Source organism: Microtetraspora sp. NBRC 16547 (assembly GCF_030268965.1).
Lineage (GTDB): Bacteria > Actinomycetota > Actinomycetes > Streptosporangiales > Streptosporangiaceae > Microtetraspora.
Window position 1 is genome coordinate 1 of the sequence record NZ_BSSE01000032.1, and the last position, 17,138, is coordinate 17,138.

Below are 17,138 nucleotides of genomic sequence, written 5' to 3' on the forward strand. Positions count from 1 at the left end.
GCGAGTCCTTCCGCATGCGACAAGCCCGCACCCGAGGCCCAGGACGCCTCACCAAGAAGTAGTCAACTAAGACGACACGGGGACATCGACTTGGCCACCAGCGGCGACACGCACTTGGCCGTTGACAATTGTGGTGCCTGACGCAGCCCACTACATGCACGACAGCCATCCTGAAGCCGTCACGATGGCCATCCTCAACGTTGTCGATCTGGCGCGCCACGGGTAAGCCCCGGGAGATGTCCGTCAGCGGCAGCTGTTGAACGCCCCGGCGGCGCGGGCTTCTGGGATCCACCGGGACAGGATGTGCAGACGTCATAGTCCGGATACATGAGTGAGCTGGCCGACCCCAGCTGTGACGAGCATGGCCAGGCCACCGCCGAGGAGCACCCGCAGCGCGGGCTGCTCGCCCAGGTGCCCGGCATCCGCAGCCTCGGCAGTGTGACCGATCCGCTCGGCCGACGGGGAGAAGCAGTCGCCCTGCCCGACGGAGCACCGGGCGGCTCCGTAACGGAACGGCACCTCGTCGTGGACACCGCCACAGGCCATTTGCTCGCGACGGAAACGGTCCTGGTCCGACCCGGGCCCGTGGGACCAGTGTCCGATTCGCGCGCACCCGTGACCGCACCCGCGGGCACGATCCTGACCGGGCGTTGAAGCAGGCGGTATGGACGCCTAAGGCGCCCTGAGTCGCCTCTTCACCTCTCGCATCGAGCCAGCAGAACCGCACCGTCCGCGGTCCGGACGCATTCCAAGAGCCGGTATGTGGCGGCCGTACCGACTGAGCGGACGGCCGCCACATACGGACCGAGGGTCAGAGGCAGAGGGTGACGCAGACGTTCGTTCCGAGACCCAGTCCAAGACTGGTGCTGACATCTGCCGTGAGAAGCGTCCCGAGGTTGGCACTGACGTCTGCCGCGGCAGCGACGGCCGCAGGGCCTTCATCAACGAGAGGTGCGTACACCCAGGCGGTGTTCACGTTCGCGTCGAGGGAAGCGCCGCCGGAAAGCCCCGCGGTCGCTGCGACGGAAAGCCCCGAGTTCGCCGCGATGGAAAACCCGGCGAGGCCGAGCCAGCAAGCGCATGTCGCGGTAGCCGCCTGGACATCCGTGGTGACGGTTTCCGCAGTGGTTTCCGTAGTGGTTTCGGTGGTGACGGTTTCCGTGGTGACGGTATCCGTATTGTCCGTGGTGCCCGTATCGGTGGTGACTACCGGGGTGACCGTGGGATCAGGGGTGACCGTGGTGGCCGGTGGGATTTGAGACGTCGGCGTCGGCGTCGGTGCCGCCGGTGTCGGTGTCGGTGTCGGTGCCGCCGGTGTCGGTGTCGCCGTTGTCGCTGGCGGCGTGGACGGCGTGGACGGCGTGGGCCGCGTGGGCCGCGTGGGCGGCACGGAGGGCAGGGGCAGTGTCGGCCGGACCGGCTGCGTCTGGACCCGCGGCCTGTGCACCGTCACGACGATGTTCCGCACCTTCTGGTTCTGCCCCTGGTGCTCGTGCTGATGCCCTCGCTGGTGCTCGTGGTTCCGGTTCCTGTTCCGGTTCCTGTTCCGGTTATGGTTCCGGTTCCTGTTCCTGCTGTTGCCCGAAGGGCCGGTGAATCCACCATGGTGGCCGCTGACCGCAGGGATGGGGACGCCGTCCGCGGACGCGGGGGTGGCGATGCCACTCACGGCCACGGCACCTCCCGCCACCACAGTGCTGATCACGAGTACTCTGGCCAGCTTGCTGGACTTGAGCAACTTGGTTCTCCTTGGAAAGGTCTCGAGTCCCGGCGTAACGATTCTCGAATCGGTAGAAAATACTCAACCTTGAAAACCGCTTGAGAATAGCTCCGGATGTCGCTTTGCCTCTCCCTTTCGACGGGAAGCCAAACGGAGATTAGCAGATCTTGCTGTTTTGTTTTTCGTTTGTTGACCGGCGTAGGGCACTTCGCGGGCCAGTTCTCCAAAGGTCGCCGATAAGTCGAAATATCACTGATATCGCTCTTATTTTGGAGTCAAACATCCCTGATCACGCAGGAGGCATTGGCTGGTGGCCATCACATGCCTTCTGGGGCGGGCCCTGTCACGGGGGCCGCGCCGGCCATCAGGCTCTCGTCGAGGTGCCTGGGGCTGCGGGCGCCGACGATGGCGACGTGGACGGCCGGGTGGGCCAGCACCCATGCCACGGCGAGCTGCCCGATCGTCGCGCCGCGCCGTTCGGCGAAGTCACGCAGTTCGTTGACCACCGCGAGGTTGCGGCCAAAGCCCAGGCCGGTGAAGTCGGGGCTGTGCGAGCGCCAGTCGTCGGAGGGAAACGTGGTGTGCTCGTCGAAGCCGCCGCCGAGCAGGCCGTGCGCCAGCGGTCCGTACGCCAGCACGCCCAGGTCGTGCTCCGCCGCGTACGGTAGGACGTCTGTCTCGGCGTCGCGGCGGAACAGGTGGTAGGGCGGCTGGATCGCCTCCACGCCGGGGAACTCGCGCAACTGGTCCACGTCGAAGTTGGACACCCCGACGTGTCCGATCAGCCCTTCGTCGACCATCTCCCGCAGCGCGGTGGCGCTCTCGGCGAACGGCGTATTCGGATCGGGCCAGTGCACCTGGTACAGGTCGACGTGGTCGGCGCCGAGCGCCTCCAGACTGGCCTCCACACCCTGTCGCAACCAGCCTGGGCTGGCATCCCGGACCATCGCGAGCGCGGGATGTCCTGGGGGCCCTCCACTCGGGTCCGTGCGAGGCGAGTCTCGCGTGCGGGCCGTGCTGTCGGATGGACCCTGACGATCCAGAAGGCGGGGCCTTGCTACCAAATCGAAGTTAGGGTGCCCAGGCATTCGGGCATCCAGGACAATAGCGGACAAAGCGTTGCCATCCCCCCGATGCTGCACTCGACAGTGGGGGCTCTCACGATGACGCACCGGCCAGATCCCAGCGAGTTCGACGATCGCCGCCAGGAGATCCCGCCGGAGGCGGAGTACTCGCGGCGGCGGTTCCTTGCGTACTCGGCGGCGGGCGCCGTGGTGCCGCTCCTGCCCGAGCAAGCGCCCGCAATTGCGGGCACGACAGCGGAGGCGGCGGCCGACGTGACGAACTTCGTCGTTCAGGCGACGCCGTCCTGGTACTTCGTCCACCGTGAGAACGGCTCGGAGGAGATGAAGTGGGGCCCGGTCGGGCGGGCGGTCCTCGACGGTCAGCCCGCTGGCTACGGCGAGTTAATCCCCAATGATCGGATGTACATCCACAACAGAGCCCGCCCACCACGAATCGATCGCCGGACATGGCGGCTGAAGCTCACCGGCGACGCGCTCACTCGCCCCCGGTCGTTCACCTACGACGAATTGCTGGCGATGCCGTCCGTGTCGCTGAAGCGCACGATCGACTGCGGCGCCAACTGCGCAGCTTTCTTCCCCAAGCTGCCGCCCGGCGGAGCCGACAATCGCTGGCTTCCGGTCGGCTTCACCCAGTGGCACTTCGGCGCGGTGGGAGCCGCCGAGTGGACGGGTGTGCGGGCCAAGGACGTGCTGGCGGCGGCCGGGGCCGAATCGCCGATGGACGTGAAGTTCACCGGCCTGGACGTCATCGTCAACCGAAGCTTCCCCGGCGGGAGGATCCACTACTCGCAGGTCGCCCCCGCCGACAAGGTGCTCAAAGACGACACCCTGCTGGTGTACGGCATGAATGGGCGGGACCTGCCGGTCGACCACGGGTACCCGTTCCGCCTGCTGCTGTCGGGGTGGGCCGCCGTCACCTACGTGAAGTGGCTCGGTGAGATCGAGGTGTCGAAGCACCGCATTCCGCCGACAGGACTCCAGACAAGGCATGTGCTTGTCGGTCCTGCCTATGCCAAGCCGGCCATCCTGAGCGTCGGCCCCGTCCGCAGCGCCATCGAGCACAACCCGGAGGTCACACTCGCTCCTGGTGACATCACGCTGCGCGGGCGGGCCTGGTCCGGGGCCGGGGCGATCGAGCGCGTCGATGTGTCCGTGGAGAAACTCGCCGCGCCCGGGCGATGGGTCACGGAGATGCCCTGGCGTACGGCGAGGCTGCTGAGCACGCCTGAACCCTTCATGTGGGTGCGTTTCGAGGTGCCCTGGCCAGGGGTCAAGCCCGGCCAGTACCGCGTGATGTCACGCGCGAAGGACAAGGCCGGCAACGTCCAGCCCCGCCCGGAGGATGTCGTGTGGAACCAACACGGGCTGGGCTACAACGGGCACTACCCGCTGGACCTGATCGTCGTTCCGCCCACAGACATGCCCTGACCTCGGGGGACTGACCCCGCCGAGGCGCCGGGAGCGGGCTCCCGACGCCCCTTCGTCAGTCTCAGCCGCAGTTGCCGAAGGTAGTGCGGCCGCCCTGGGCGATCTCACCCTGGACCCGGGTGTCGTAGATGAGGCCGCTGTACCTGACGCACTTGCCCGAGGCGGACGCCTTCACCGGGCCCGCGTAGTACTTGTAGGACTTGTCGTCGGTCACCGGCTTGCTGCCCTTCACCTCCAGGGTCGCGATGGTGCGGGTGGCGGTTCCGACGTACGACAACCTGCACATCCCTCTTCACAGCCAGCCGGCATCGGTGGCTATGCGGACGGCATCCACCCTGTTGCGCGCGTCCAGCTTGGTGACGGCCGAGGCCAGATAGTTGCGCACGGTGCCATACGACAGGCACAGCCCGGCGGCGATCTCCGCGGCGTCGCTGCCTGTGCCGAACTGCTTGAGGACCTCGGCCTCGCGACGGGACAGCGGGTTCTCCGCCACGTCCAGAGCCGCCAGTGCCAGGTGCGGATCGACCGCCCGGCCACCGGCGGCCACCGTGCGCACGGCGTCGATCAGTTCTTTCACCGGGGCATCTTTGGCAATGAACCCCGAAACTCGCGCGGACAGAGCGCGGCGCAGGTCTCCCGGTCTGCCCGATCCCGCCAGTATCAGCGTGCGACACTCCGGCAGACGCTCGTGCAGTTCGGCCGCCACGACGAGCCCGCCGCACTGGGAAGATCAACAGAGATCACTGCCACGTCCGGCCGGTACGCGAGCGCGGTTGACACGATGTCGACCCCCGACTCGGTGGCCGCCACCACGTCAAGGTCGTCCTCCAGCTTCAACACGGCGACCAGCGTGTCACGCAGGATGCGCATGTCTTCCGCCACCAGAATCCGGATCACAGACCCCTCGTCAGCTTCTCGGCCCTGAAGGGCCAAGCTTGCAGCTCCTCGCCGTACCTGGCGGGTACGGGTCAGGCCGCGTCGTCGGCAGCGTGACTCACTGCCCAACCCGCGACACCGCGCGAGGCGATGTTGCGGGCTGCGTTGACGTCGGCGTGCTCAGCGAAGCCGCACGACGTACAGGAGAAGGTTGCCTGGTCGGGCCGGTTGGCCTTGTCCACATGCCCGCAGGCCGAGCAGGTCTGGGAGGTGTAGGCCGGATCCACATGGATCACGCCGACCCCGTGCCGGGCCGCCTTGTAGACGATGAAGCTCCCCAACTGGTGGAAACTCCACGAGTGCAACATGACCCGCTGGGGCTTGCGGAGCCGTACCCGGTCACGGATCCCACCCAGATCTTCCAGAGCGATCCCGCGTCCGGTGCGTTCTGCCTCGGTCACGATGCGTTTGGCAATGCGGTGATTGGTATCGGCGGCGAACCGCGCCTCCTTGCGGCGACGCTTCTTCAGCAGCCGTTTGGCGGAGGCGGTGGCCTTGGCCTGCAACCGGCGGCGCAGCTCCCGATTGCGGTGGCGCACCGCGTTCAGGCCCTTACCGCAGTGGCGGGCGCCGTCACTGGTGGTGGCAATGTTGGCAATGCCCAGATCCACCCCTATGAACCCGTCCGGTTCGGTGACCGGAACATCAGGGATCTCACAGGTCGCGTACAGAAACCACCTGCCATCCCGGCAGACCAGGTCGGACTCGCCCTTCCGGTACAAGGCGAGCATCTTGAGCTGGTCGGCCGACCCGACGAACGCGACATTCTTCAACCGGCCGGCCGTGGTCCAGATCGACACCATGCGCGCGTCGATCTGCCAGGACAGGCAGCGGTCATCGAACGGCTGCGCGGCATCGGCGCGGAAGACGATCGGTTTACTCTCGGCCCGCGCGCGGCGCCGGGAGCCTTCCGGTCCCAGGTTCCCGGCCCGGATGTTGGCCTTCAGTGTGGTGTAGGCGTCGGCGACCTTCTTGATCACATGCTGGGCGGCCTGCGCCCCCAACCCGCGCGCTTTCACCTCGCGATAGGTGTGCTTGCGCAACGCGTACTCACGCCGGTCCCCGGTCGTGAACGCCGTCGCCGAGGCGAAGTTCGCGGCATCGTTGCAGGCACGCAAGGTCGCCTCCAGCGCCTCCGCCTGCTCGGGCGTCGGCCAGAGCCTCACCTGCACCACCAGCTTCACATCGAACACATTATCGGCTGGTTCATGTCGCCGTGATGAAAACCAAAACTGCGCAAGGGGTTTCCCGCTCATGTCCACAGGTACCTGTGAGGCGGCCATTTCTGGTCACCGTCGTACTTCGCGGCGTCCTGCGGCGGCGCCCCGATGTCGATCATCAAGGAGCACATCGAGAACCAGAAGCGCCCGGACTAGCGTCCGGGCGAGGCGAGGGATGCGATTCCTCCCGGGCGTGAACGCCCGGGGTTCCTCGCTAAATACCGCTGAACCAATCCACGCGATCGGTGTCAGACGTCATATGTCTTAATACGGTCCGAAAATATCTCAGGAGAAGATCGCTGATATTGGTAAGTGGCCCGTGGTTCGGGCCTTCTTGGCGCACAAGCGATGCGGACCCACCACGAGGTCCTTGCCCACCCCGGTGCCGCACGACAGCGATGAACAGGGCCCGAGCACGAAGAACTACGCGCGCCGCGCTCGTGGACGATCGCGTGGAACGGAGTCCACCCGGACGAGCCTTCGGAGTCCAGCGCGCTGCGGGAGATGTCACCGAGGGCTGAGTGACGGACGGCAGCCAGTCGGTGATGCGTGATAAGGCGAAGCCGAAACCAGCCGCGCGGCTGTTGTCCATGGCGTAGGAACGCTGGAACGAGAACGGTGAGACGTCGTCGCCGACCACATAGACGGCCCCGCCGAGCGGCAGGTATCGCGAAAACCGTGCCGTCCTCGTCGGTGTAGATCGTCACCTGACCAATTTCGGCAGGTTTCCCAGGTGCCCTGCTCACTTCCGGAGGAAGACGGTCCTGCTCGACCTGCCGGGATAGACGAGGACCAGATGTTCCTCGACCGGCAGCTTGGACGCGTACGTCGCGGCTTCCTCCTGGTTGCGCACATAGATACGGATGCGGTAACGGCCGGGGCCGGAGGCGGCGAGGTTGGGCAGAGGCTCACCTGTCTCCCACGACGTGAGCCCGAGCCTGCCGGACGGGGTGTCGACTCCGGTCTCGACGACCGTGTCCCAGCCCTTCAGCCGTACGCGGGGAGCATGGCGCAGCACCTTGACCGTCAGGCAGACGTGATAGTTCTCCACCGCCGTGGCGACCGAGGCCCTGTGGGCGGACAGGTCCCAGAGGATCGCGTCGAACGCCTTGTTCAGGGGGCGGGACGCCTCGTCCTCACCCTCGCTGTCACCGTCCTCGATGAAGTAGCCGCCGCCCTCGCCGACGAACAGGGCGGTGGTCGCCTGCCGCACGGCCCGCAGCCGCCGCGCCGGGTCCGCGCAGTGCGAGGTCATCTTCGCCTGATACAGCTCTTCCTTCCGCTGCGACTCGGCTTCTGAGAGCACCAGGTCCGGCCACGTACGCGCGACCGCGTCGGGGCAGAGGAAGACCAGCGCCCTCATGAGCGCGTAACTCCAGCCGTAGTCGGCGCCGACCTGGTCAAGCAGCGTGCGGACGCGGGGCTCGGTGGAGGGCCGTCCGGCCACGCCGCAGAGGGCCCGGCCGAACATGAGCAGTTCCCGGTCGGGGAGCGTCACGAGCCGCGAGGCGTAGCCGCCGACGTCCCTGGCGAGGCAGAGGAAGGCGAGCTCGCGGTTCCCAGGCGCGGTGTCGCCGTAGGAGCGGTGGATAACGGTCCAGGGACCGCAGTTCGCCTCTTCTGTGTACCCGTCTCCGTCCCCTGGCAAGGCGGAGTCCCAGGACAGGTCCGCATCGAGTTCCCCCATGTAATAGCCGCTGTCGAAGCCAATGGATCGCGCCGCGACATCAGCCCCGGTGAAGCGGTGGTCCGGTCCCTGGTCCACCCCGATCAGGCCGAGCAGGAGGCAGCACACCACGACGGCCCCTGCCGTACGGCGCAGCCGGATCCGGCGCGGAGAGGCGGGGCCGGCGGGCCGTACGGCGAGCAGGATGAAGATCGCGCAGGTCATCTGATAGGCGCCCATGCCGAGGTCCCAGCCTGCCGTCGGCTGCCAGGTCTCCCAGCATGCGGAGCCGACCGTGAAGAGGTCGTACGCGATGAGCGCCGGTTCGAGAAGGGCCGGGAGCAGTACGTACGCCGCGATGGCGCGGGCCGCGACACGGCTCGGCCGTCCTCCGCGAGTGACCAGCCAGAACGCGAAGGCGAGCGGGACGGCGACGAAGTCCCACCCCAGGAGCGTAGTCACGATCGACGACGAGTAGATCTCGGTCTGGAACTCGAAGGCCGGACAGGTGGGCGGGTTGACCAGCCCGAAACTGAAGGCCAGCACCGAGTCGGGGAGTACCCACAGCGCCAGGGGCAGCAGCGTCATCACGGTCGCGACCGCCCAGAGCCGGAACCCGCGTGACCGCCACATGTGAAGCCGACTCCTCACTGCCCAACAGACCAGAGGCACCCTATCCGCAAAAGATCAAAATGTACCGGCGAGCGACGACTGGCCTCCGGCGATCTCGTTCCCCTTGGCGTACGGCACGTACGACGGGCAAGCGGGCGCGACGAGCTGGCAGTCCGGGACCCGATGCGCGCCGCCTGCGGCACATGGTGTACCGCCCCAGGAGTGGCTGATTCGGCGAGCAACCGTTCAGGTGTTGCGGAATGGGGTGGCGGTGTTGCGGCGTCAGGTCGCCCGTCCGGAGCCGGATTGGGCCGATCGGGCGTTGCTGGCCGCGCCGGCCCGGTTGCCGCGACGGTGCTGCGCGCGCTGTGCCCTGCAGGCTTCGCGGGGGGAGGCGAAATCTGCGCGTTTCAGCCGACTCGAGAGCCTTAGGATGACCCGCCGAACGTCGGCGGACCCGGCTCTGCCGGAGACCTCGCCAACTCATGGAATGAGACTGATATGCCTGACGGATGGCAGTGGGACAGCTCGCTATTCCGGGGAAGCGCAGCCTACTACGAGCGCGGCCGGCTGCCGTACGCTTCGGGCTTCGCCGAAACACTGGCCAAGACCCTCAACCTGGACGGCCGGGGCCGATTCCTCGACGTCGGCTGCGGTCCGGGCACCGTGACGCTCGCCCTGGCTCGGTTCTTCACTGAGGTGGTCGGCATTGACCCGGACGAAGACATGCTGGCCGAGGCCGAGCGACAGGCCGAGCGTCGCGGAGTGACCAATGCGCATTGGGGGGCTGCCCGCGCTGAGGACCTGCCGGCCGGTCTGGGTGAGTTCCGGGTCGTACTGTTCGCCCAGTCGTTCCACTGGACGGACCGGGATCGTGTCGCCGCGACCGTGCTGGAGATGCTGGAACCGGGAGGCGCGTTCGTCCATATGAGCGACCTCAAGAACCCGCCCGCCGAACCGACACCGCTGCCGCATCCCGCTCCACCGGACGCGCAGATCCGCGAGCTGGTGCAACGGTACCTGGGCCCGGTACGCCGTGCTGGGCAGGGAACGCTCGTGAATGGCACGCCGAACCGGGAGGACCTCGTTCTGGCACGCGCCGGGTTCGAGAACTTCGAACGACATGTGGTGCCGGCCGGGCAGGTAGTCAACCGCACCGCGGACGACATCGTGGCGTGGGTGTTCTCCCACTCGTACTCCGCCCCTCATCTGTTCGGCGACCGGCTGGAAGACTTCGAACGGGACCTGCGGGCGGTGCTGCGGCAAGCCTCACCGGACAGTCTCTTCGCCGAGCATCTTCCACCGAGCGAGATCATGACCTGGCGCAAACCGCATGGTGGGCGGTGACGGCAACGTGGCGGCGGCCCACCAGGATCGCGGTGGGTTCCGCGCCGTCAGGGGGATGGCGTCCGGTTCGGGATTCAGCACTGCCAAAGGAAGCGGCCCTCCAGCTCGTCTGTGCTGAGGAACCCGTAACCCACGCCGCCGCCGAAGTTACGAGACGGCACACGAGACAAGAGGGAGCCGGGGCGGATGCCCCGGCTCCCCGGCTGGTTCTCCGGCGCTCCGTCAGGTGGCGGAGACCGCGGATCCGACGGTGGCCGTCAGGTGGCGGACACCACGACGTCGTCGGCCTTGACGAACATCACGCGGTGGCCGAACTGGATCTGGTAGTACTTCAGGTTCCCGCGGACCACCGTGTGCCGGGACGGGTCCAACGTCACCGCCTGGTAGTACTCACCCACCGCGGTCAGGCCGACGGTGTAGCGCTGACCCGCGGGGAAGGTGTACTGCAGCGGGGAGATCGCCTGGTACGGCACGTCCGCCGGGTAGGCCTCCGCCTCCGGATACGCCCTGCCGTACACCGGGACGCTCGCCAGGCCCGGCTTGGGCGTCACCACCAGGCCCTTGGAGGGCACCGCGGTGGGCTGGGAGGCGGGGTTGTGGAACCACGCCTTCTGGCCGAGGTACCAGATCGCCGTCCAGTCGCCCTGACGGTCGGCCACGGCGTAGCGCTGGCCGGTGACGGCGCGGGCGCTGTGGTCGTAGACGCTGTAGAGCGAGTCGCCGGTCGGGTGCTTGCCGATGTCCTTGACCAGCGGGGCGTCCTCACGCGGCTCGGTGCGCAGCCAGATCGATGCGGAGCCGTGCGGCAGGCAGGCGGCCTCGGGGTCATCCTTGTCGCAGCCGTAGTAGTACGGCTGGTTCTTGTCGTAGTCGGGAAGGATCATCACCGACTCGGTGGTCGGGCCGCCGGTGCCGTGCAGCGGGTGGCCGAGAAGCTGGAAGTAGTGCGCCCAGTCCCAGAAGGGGCCCGGGTCCTCGTGCATGCCCCGCACGGTGGACGCGATCGTGCCGGGCACGTTGTCGTGACCGATGATGTGCGCCCGGTCGAGCGGGACGCCGTAGCGCTTGGCCAGGTAGCGCACCAGCTTGGCCGAGGTACGGTACATCGCCTCGGTGTACCAGGCGCCGCCCGTGCGCAGGAAGCCCTCGTGCTCCAGGCCGATCGACTTGGCGTTGACGTACCAGTTGCCCGCCTGCCAGGCGACGTCCTTGGTCTTGACGTGCTGGGCGATGTGCCCGTCGACGGAACGCAGTGAGTAGTGCCAGCTCGCGGCGCGCTCGGGGTTCTGCACCAGGTTCACGGAGGGGCCGAAGTAGCCCTCCATGTCGTGGATGACGATGTACTCGATCTGCTGGTTGACCGGCCGGTTCGACAGGTCGTGGTTGCCGTAGCTCCCGTTCGGCAGGGCCTGGTAGGGCGCGGGGATCCACTCGCACGAGATCGTGGGCGGGCACTCGACGCCGTCGCGGACGGGCCGGCGCAGGCCGAGCTTGTCCAGCCAGCTGTCCATCTTCCGCAGACCGGGCGCCGCCTTCAGCGCGACCTTCTGGCCGTCGTCGGTGACCCGCTCGGCGCCGGTCTCGATTGTGGCGTAGACCTCGTCGGCGAAGAACTTCGCGGCGTCGGCCTCGGTGGCGCCCGAGTAGCGGGCCACCGCGCCGTACCACTGGCCCGGGTCGTCGCTGAGCGGCGCGCCGAGCTGCTTCTGGTAGTCGGCCAGCAGGGCCGCGCCGCCGCGGATGTTCGCGGCCGGGTCGGCGCGCAGCTCATCGCGGCTCGCGCCGGTGAGCTCGGCCGCCTTCTCCAGCGTCCTGAGCGACACGGGGATCTCGGCGGGCGCCGGGATCTCCTCGGGGGCCGGAAGGGGGCGGCTGTCGTCGCCGCGGGGGTCCTCGACACCGTCGACGTGGTGGTTCTCGGTCGTCAGCACGGCGGCGTCGGTGAGGTGCATCGGGCCGTAGCCCGCGGAGTTGCTCGGCAGGCCCGCGTTGGCGTCCCAGCGTGACTCCAGGTAGGACACGCCGAGCAGGACGCTCGCGGGCACGTTGTAGGCCTTGGCGGCCTCGGCGAAGGCGGCCTGCCGTTCGCCGGGAGCGGCCTGGGCCGCCGAGGCGGGTTGGGGGAGGGAGAGGCCGCCGACGGCCACGATGGCCGCGGCCGCCAGGCGGAGGGGGGACGATCGTCGCACGAACGCTCCTCGGCTGGGGGATCCGGTGCAGACAGACTCTGAAGTTAAGATCGCGATGTCAATAAGTTTCTTCATATTGGCGACAGTTAGCGAAAGATTTCTTCATGGTGTCAGGTCGGTGCCGCCGGGCCCGGGTGGTGCCGGTCGGTGCCGCCAACCTGGAACGACACGCGGACGGAGGCCCTCATCACCGGCATGTGGCCGGGACCGCAGAACTGGAGATGCGCTTATTGAAAGCAGCTAGACGCCACAACCACACGGGAGATCTCCGCCGACTGTCTACGGGCGTTGACCCTCGTCGCCAACCGAGGCGCCCGATCGGCGGAGCAACTCAGGGGGAGGTCGCTGAGGTGAACCAGGTGAGCAGTGTGAGGCACCGCGTGAGCACGCACCTACCGCACCGCGCCGGGGCATCGACGTCACCATGCCCACGACTCCTGCCGAGGCCGCGGCCAACCGCCTTCTGCGGTAGCTCCTCACGAGCTCGCGAATCCGGCCCGCGTCGGGTTTTCGGCGCGCGTCCACGTCGCACGGCGCGCCAACCGGTCCGGTGCCCCTTGTGTCACGGTCAGGTGGGCCCTACGACCACTTAGGGCAGCCGGTCCAGAGCCTGTTGGAAGGCGCGGGCGTGTCCGGCCTCGTCCTTGGCGTTGTGCGCGAAGAGCTTGGCCGCCTCGGTGTCGCCTGCCTCCTTGGCGCGTTTGGCGAAGGTCGGGTACATGGTCTGGGATTCGTAGCGCTCGCCGGCGATGGCTTTGGCCAGGTTGGCGCTTGTGGTTCCGACGAGCCCGGCGAGCTTCGCCTCGTCGGCGAAGTGTTCGCGCCTTTCCACTGCGGCGTCGCCCCGGAACAGGCTGGCCACAGCGGGGTTCTTGGCGTGCTCGGCGTACAGCCGGTACTTGGCGTATGCGAGTGCTTCTCCGTGCATGGCCGTGTCCAAATTCTTCACGGTGCGCTGTGCCCGGACCTTGGCCGGGTCAGCCGGGACCTGCACGACTTCGACCTTTGGCGGTGCGGGGACGTTGCCCTGGCCGGACTCGACGGCCTGCAGTGCGGCGCCGAACGCTCGCGCGTGTGCCCCTTCGTCACGGGCGATCTCCGAGAAGCGGTCGGCCGCCTCGCTCTCGCCGTCGGCCTTGGCCTGTTGGGCGAACTGGGGATACATCTCTGTGGACTCGTGCACCTCGCCTTTCATCGCGTCGCGGAGATTGGCGGCGTCGTCGCCTACCAGGCCGCTCAGCGCGGCCTCCTCCTCGAAATGCTCTCCTAGCTCGACGTTGGCTGTGCGTTCGAACAGGCGGGCGACCGAGGGCAGGCCCTCCCGCTGGGCCTGCTCGGCGTAGAGGCGGTAGGAGGCGTCGGCGAACGCCTCACCCCGCATCGACTGCGTCAGGTCGGCACGGGTTTGCGGGCTCGGCACATTGGGCGTGTCGGAGGACGGTCCCGCCGATGCGGCTGACGCGGCGAACGCGCAGCCCATGGGCGCGCTCAATGCGAGCGTGAACGCTCCGGTCACCAGTGCGCGTGCTGAGAAGCGGATCATGCCTCGACCTCCTCCGTCGTGTGTGGACCCGACGGCCGTCTTTAGGTCGCTTACCTGGAGAAGCGACCGATAACAGGTCTTCCCGGCAAGCTGCCTGATGCTGAGAGGACCTTTGCGCGGCTATGCCACGCGCAGGCTGGGCCGCCGGGGTGCTCGCCGCTGGACGGCGGGGCCTGTCGAGCCCAGCCACCTGCCGGGACCACGCCGCAGGGCCGGGTGTAAGTAGGAAGTATGCGCCCGCAGCGGCTGTTACCGCACCGGCATCGCTCGTGGCAGGCCAGTGACGCCCTGCTGGCGTTCCCGCTCGGCCTGATCGCGGTCATCGTGGGGGTCGATCTGCTGACCCCCATCGGGATTCCGCTGGGCCCGCTGCTGGTCGTGGCGCCCGCGATCACCGCGTCGTTCGCCGGCGCCTTCGCCACCGCGATGGTCGCCGCGATCGCCGTCGTGGGCCTGGTGGCCGTCGGCGTGATCCTGGACCAGGGCCTGTTGAGCACGATGTACTTCCAGTCGCAGATCATCTCGTTGGTGGTGGTCTCGGTGGTCGTGACGGCGTTCCGGTACCTGCGGGAGCGGCACACCGAAGAACTGGCGCAGGTGCGCGCTGTGTCGGAGGCCGCGCAGCGGGTGGTGCTCAGGCCGTTGCCGCAGCGGCTCGGGCCGCTGCGGGTGGCGTCGGTGTATCTGGCGGCGCAGGAACAGGCGCAGATCGGCGGCGACCTGTACGCGGCCACACGAACGGCCGACGCCACCAGGCTGATCGTCGGCGACGTGATGGGCAAGGGCCTGACCGCCATCAGCGACGCCGCCCTGCTGCTCTGCGCCTTCCGCGAGGCCGCCCACCGCCAGGCCGATCTGCCCGATCTCGTCACCTATCTGGACCACAGCGTCTGCTGGAACCTGGCCGAATCCTCGGAACCGGAGAAGGCCGGGGAGTGCTTCATCACCGCCGTGGTCATCGACATCCCGGACGCGTCGCGGCGGATGCGCATGGTGACCTGCGGGCACCCGCCTCCCCTGCTGCTGCGCGGCAGACAGGTCATCACGCTTCATCCCACGCGTCCCGCACCGCCGCTGGGCCTGGGCGAGCTGGCCGACCCGGACTACCGTGCGGACACGTTCACGTTCGAACCCGGCGACCTGCTCCTGCTGTACACCGACGGCGTCGTGGAAGCCCGGAGTCCCGAGGGCGTCTTCTACCCGCTCGCCGAGCGTGCCGCCTCCTGGGTCGAGGATGAGACCCCCCTGGCGCTCGTCCACCACCTGCGCGCCGACCTGCTCGCCCACGTCGGCGGGCGCTTGGCCGACGACGCCGCCGTGATCGCCGTCCAGCGCGCCCCCGACTACTGACCGGCCCTGCACGCTCCCCGTGAGCTACCGTTGTCGACGACGCTGATCGCTGAACCGCGCCGGGTTTCGTGGAGACTCTGATGTGCCTCGGGTTCCGTGGAGTCGGCTTGGTCGGCTGCCATGCCGGATGAGTGGTACGGCGGCGCATCTGAAGCTCGCCGCCGGCCGGAGGACTCGCAGGTGCGCATGTCGGCGGGAGCGGTAAAGTCGGGCCTCATGCCGGAAATGCCGCGTGTGCTTGCTGTACAGAACGACACGAACGGGGGTCCTGGGCGGTTCGGGGAATGGCTGAACGCCGCCGGGGTCGCCGTCGACGTGGTCACCGCCTTCGACGGGTCCGCCCTCCCGGTACGGCTGGAGCACGACGGCCTGATCGTGCTCGGCGGCGGTTACCTGCCGGACGACGACGACAAGGCGCCCTGGCTGCCGACCACCCGTGCCCTCGTCGAGCAGGCCCTCGCCCGGTCGGTGCCGTTCTTCGGCATCTGCCTCGGCGGGCAGATGCTGGCCTCGGTCGGCGGCGGGAAGGTCCAGGGCGACGCCGGGGCGCCCGAGCACGGCAGCACGTCCATCACCATGAGGGCCGAGGCGGCGGACGATGTGGTCTTCGGCGGGCTGCCCGTCGCCGTCCCGGCGATCGAGAACCACATCGACGCCATCACGGCTCTGCCGCCGGGCGCGGTCTGGCTGGCCGAGACCGAACGTTGCCCTTACCAGGCCTTCCGGCTGGGCGACCGCGCCTGGGGCGTGCAGTTTCACCCTGAGGCAAAGCCCGAACGCATCCAGCAGTGGGACGTCGAGTACATTCGCCGGCGAGGTCTCGATCTCGACGAGGTGTACGCCGCCGCCGTGACCGATGACCCGCTCTCGCGGGCCGCCTGGGGTGAGGTGGTCTCCCGTTTCGCCACCTTGGTCAAGGAGGGGCGCCCCTAAGCTAGTGCCCCGCCCGTCAATCTTTGCCCCGTCGCGTCGCCCAGGGCGGCACCTCGCCGCGTTGTCGCCCCACCCACGAAAACTCCTCGCAAGCTCGGACTTTCCGCGGGGCCCGGGAATGTCGGCCGTAGGCTCCGCTACGACCTCCTCCTCCGCCTTGCGATGCACCACCCTGGACACCGCTCCTTCCGGGCAAACCTTGCCGGTTGGGGCACTAGGCGCTTGCCGCGGGGCACCTCCCTCGACATCCGCGGAAATGATCGACTTCTTTACCGAGGAATGACTGAGACGTGATGGAAGTTGACATGGCGTGGGAAAACTATGTCAAACCGATCCGATCGCGAGTCCTCTCACCTACCCTGGACGGATCCCGGACACCTCTGGTGTGCTGCTTGACAATCAGTTCATCCCGCTTCGTCCGGTGCCGCACCTGCCTGTCGGGCAGTGGATCGTCTGCCGTGACGGCGCGACCGTCACGCTGGCCGGGCTTTTGCAAAGCTTGGGTGTCAGCGGGCTCAGCGCACGCCACCCGGTGGTCGCGGTAGGGTCGAACGCCTCGCCCGGTCAGGTGCGGCGGAAGCTTCTGCGCCACTCGGTGCGGCCGGTGGTTCCCATGACCCTCGCGGAGGTGCCTGGCATCATCCCCGGGGTGTCGGCGCACGTGAGCAGGCCGGGGTACGTTCCCGCGGTCCCAGTCGAGGCGGCCGAGGTCTCCCGGCTGTTCGTGTTGTGGCTCGATGACGACGAACTTGCCGCTCTCGACCGGACGGAGCCGAACTATCGGCGGTGCCGGCTGCCAGCGGAACGGCATCCCGTCGTGTCGGCGTCCGGGGCGCCGTTGCCGCGGTGCTTCGTCTACGTGGGCAAGCACGGTCATCTCGTCGACGCGCACGGGCGGACGCGGCGGCTGACCACGCAGCATGATCTCATCCGGAGCCTGCTCGACGAGTCTCCCCGGCTCCGCCGCCTCTGCGGCACCACCCCGAAGTCCTTCATCGCCCGCGTACAGCACGCGGGCGTGCGCGAGGCGATCTACCGGCTCTTCCCAGCCGAACGCCTGGTACGGCCGCAGCCTGGGCTGATCGGACTGCCGGGGTCGTAGGAAGCGT

Annotated in this window: 15 protein-coding genes and 1 pseudogene; 7 read left to right on the forward strand and 9 right to left on the reverse strand. The window is 68.1% G+C overall.

Annotated elements, in window-relative coordinates; genetic code table 11:
- Positions 1-327 precede the first annotated feature (327 nt).
- Positions 328-654, forward strand: coding sequence for a hypothetical protein (locus tag QSK17_RS30550; protein WP_285708990.1), 327 nt, complete (start codon positions 328-330; stop codon positions 652-654).
- A gap of 157 nt (positions 655-811) precedes the next feature.
- On the opposite strand, the gene QSK17_RS30555 is transcribed toward QSK17_RS30550, so the two are convergent.
- Positions 812-1,738 carry a hypothetical protein gene (locus QSK17_RS30555; RefSeq protein WP_285708992.1) on the reverse strand — a complete coding sequence of 309 codons (927 nt, stop codon included), beginning with the start codon at positions 1,736-1,738 and terminating at the stop codon, positions 812-814.
- A 299-nt stretch (positions 1,739-2,037) separates the two neighbouring features.
- A complete protein-coding gene (locus QSK17_RS30560) occupies positions 2,038-2,808 on the reverse strand; it encodes an aldo/keto reductase (RefSeq protein WP_352231866.1) in 771 nt (256 codons plus the stop codon).
- 45 nt (positions 2,809-2,853) lie between these two features.
- On the opposite strand from QSK17_RS30560, the gene QSK17_RS30565 reads away from it, so the two are divergent.
- On the forward strand, positions 2,854-4,233 hold the full coding sequence (locus QSK17_RS30565; RefSeq protein WP_285708994.1) for a molybdopterin-dependent oxidoreductase: 1,380 nt from the start codon (positions 2,854-2,856) through the stop codon (positions 4,231-4,233).
- A 61-nt stretch (positions 4,234-4,294) separates the two neighbouring features.
- Here QSK17_RS30565 and QSK17_RS30570 read toward each other — a convergent pair whose 3' ends face one another.
- The 4 genes from QSK17_RS30570 to QSK17_RS30580 all read right to left on the reverse strand — a co-directional run bounded on the left by QSK17_RS30570 (position 4,295) and on the right by QSK17_RS30580 (position 6,353).
- Complete coding sequence (locus QSK17_RS30570; RefSeq protein WP_285708995.1) at positions 4,295-4,510, reverse strand: hypothetical protein; 216 nt, start codon at positions 4,508-4,510, stop codon at positions 4,295-4,297.
- 15 nt (positions 4,511-4,525) lie between these two features.
- Positions 4,526-4,810, reverse strand: a complete 285-nt coding sequence (locus tag QSK17_RS36300) for a response regulator transcription factor (protein ID WP_352231867.1) — start codon at positions 4,808-4,810, stop codon at positions 4,526-4,528.
- A gap of 83 nt (positions 4,811-4,893) precedes the next feature.
- Positions 4,894-5,130, reverse strand: a complete 237-nt coding sequence (locus QSK17_RS36305) for a response regulator (protein ID WP_352231868.1) — start codon at positions 5,128-5,130, stop codon at positions 4,894-4,896.
- 71 nt (positions 5,131-5,201) lie between these two features.
- The gene (locus QSK17_RS30580) at positions 5,202-6,353 is read right to left on the reverse strand and encodes an RNA-guided endonuclease InsQ/TnpB family protein (RefSeq protein WP_285708996.1); all 1,152 of its coding nucleotides are present in this window, start codon (positions 6,351-6,353) and stop codon (positions 5,202-5,204) included.
- Positions 6,354-6,446: 93 nt separating this feature from the next.
- Between QSK17_RS30580 and QSK17_RS30585 the strand changes: the two are divergent.
- Positions 6,447-6,545 (forward strand): annotated as a pseudogene (locus QSK17_RS30585) (transposase); the annotation flags it as partial.
- 586 nt (positions 6,546-7,131) lie between these two features.
- Here the strand turns inward: QSK17_RS30585 and QSK17_RS30590 are convergent.
- Positions 7,132-8,688 (reverse strand): hypothetical protein, encoded by a 1,557-nt coding sequence (locus QSK17_RS30590; RefSeq protein WP_285708997.1) that lies wholly within the window; start codon positions 8,686-8,688, stop codon positions 7,132-7,134.
- Between the two features lie 480 nt (positions 8,689-9,168).
- On the opposite strand from QSK17_RS30590, the gene QSK17_RS30595 reads away from it, so the two are divergent.
- Positions 9,169-10,014: a class I SAM-dependent methyltransferase gene (locus QSK17_RS30595; RefSeq protein ID WP_285708998.1), complete on the forward strand. Its 846-nt coding sequence runs from the start codon at positions 9,169-9,171 to the stop codon at positions 10,012-10,014.
- Positions 10,015-10,271: 257 nt separating this feature from the next.
- Here QSK17_RS30595 and QSK17_RS30600 read toward each other — a convergent pair whose 3' ends face one another.
- Both QSK17_RS30600 and QSK17_RS30605 read right to left on the reverse strand, forming a co-directional pair.
- Entirely contained in the window at positions 10,272-12,203 is a 1,932-nt protein-coding gene (locus QSK17_RS30600; RefSeq protein ID WP_285708999.1) for an N-acetylmuramoyl-L-alanine amidase, read from the reverse strand.
- Between the two features lie 589 nt (positions 12,204-12,792).
- Positions 12,793-13,746 (reverse strand): rubrerythrin family protein, encoded by a 954-nt coding sequence (locus tag QSK17_RS30605; RefSeq protein WP_285709000.1) that lies wholly within the window; start codon positions 13,744-13,746, stop codon positions 12,793-12,795.
- 231 nt (positions 13,747-13,977) lie between these two features.
- Between QSK17_RS30605 and QSK17_RS30610 the strand changes: the two genes are divergently transcribed.
- The 3 genes from QSK17_RS30610 to QSK17_RS30620 all read left to right on the forward strand — a co-directional run bounded on the left by QSK17_RS30610 (position 13,978) and on the right by QSK17_RS30620 (position 17,131).
- On the forward strand, positions 13,978-15,096 hold the full coding sequence (locus QSK17_RS30610; protein WP_285709001.1) for a PP2C family protein-serine/threonine phosphatase: 1,119 nt from the start codon (positions 13,978-13,980) through the stop codon (positions 15,094-15,096).
- A 225-nt stretch (positions 15,097-15,321) separates the two neighbouring features.
- Complete coding sequence (locus QSK17_RS30615) at positions 15,322-16,029, forward strand: type 1 glutamine amidotransferase (RefSeq protein ID WP_285709082.1); 708 nt, start codon at positions 15,322-15,324, stop codon at positions 16,027-16,029.
- A 385-nt stretch (positions 16,030-16,414) separates the two neighbouring features.
- Positions 16,415-17,131, forward strand: a complete 717-nt coding sequence (locus QSK17_RS30620; RefSeq protein ID WP_285709002.1) for a hypothetical protein — start codon at positions 16,415-16,417, stop codon at positions 17,129-17,131.
- The last annotated feature ends 7 nt before the right edge of the window (positions 17,132-17,138 follow it).

Coding starts and splice junctions, on each gene's coding strand:
- QSK17_RS30610 (WP_285709001.1), top strand. CDS start 13,978: ATGCGCCCGCAGCGGCTGTTACCGCACCGGCATCGCTCGTGGCAGGCC.
- QSK17_RS30605 (WP_285709000.1), bottom strand. CDS start 13,746: ATGATCCGCTTCTCAGCACGCGCACTGGTGACCGGAGCGTTCACGCTC.
- QSK17_RS30550 (WP_285708990.1), top strand. CDS start 328: ATGAGTGAGCTGGCCGACCCCAGCTGTGACGAGCATGGCCAGGCCACC.
- QSK17_RS30565 (WP_285708994.1), top strand. CDS start 2,854: ATGCTGCACTCGACAGTGGGGGCTCTCACGATGACGCACCGGCCAGAT.
- QSK17_RS30560 (WP_352231866.1), bottom strand. CDS start 2,808: ATGCCTGGGCACCCTAACTTCGATTTGGTAGCAAGGCCCCGCCTTCTG.
- QSK17_RS30590 (WP_285708997.1), bottom strand. CDS start 8,688: ATGTGGCGGTCACGCGGGTTCCGGCTCTGGGCGGTCGCGACCGTGATG.
- QSK17_RS30595 (WP_285708998.1), top strand. CDS start 9,169: ATGCCTGACGGATGGCAGTGGGACAGCTCGCTATTCCGGGGAAGCGCA.
- QSK17_RS30615 (WP_285709082.1), top strand. CDS start 15,322: ATGCCGCGTGTGCTTGCTGTACAGAACGACACGAACGGGGGTCCTGGG.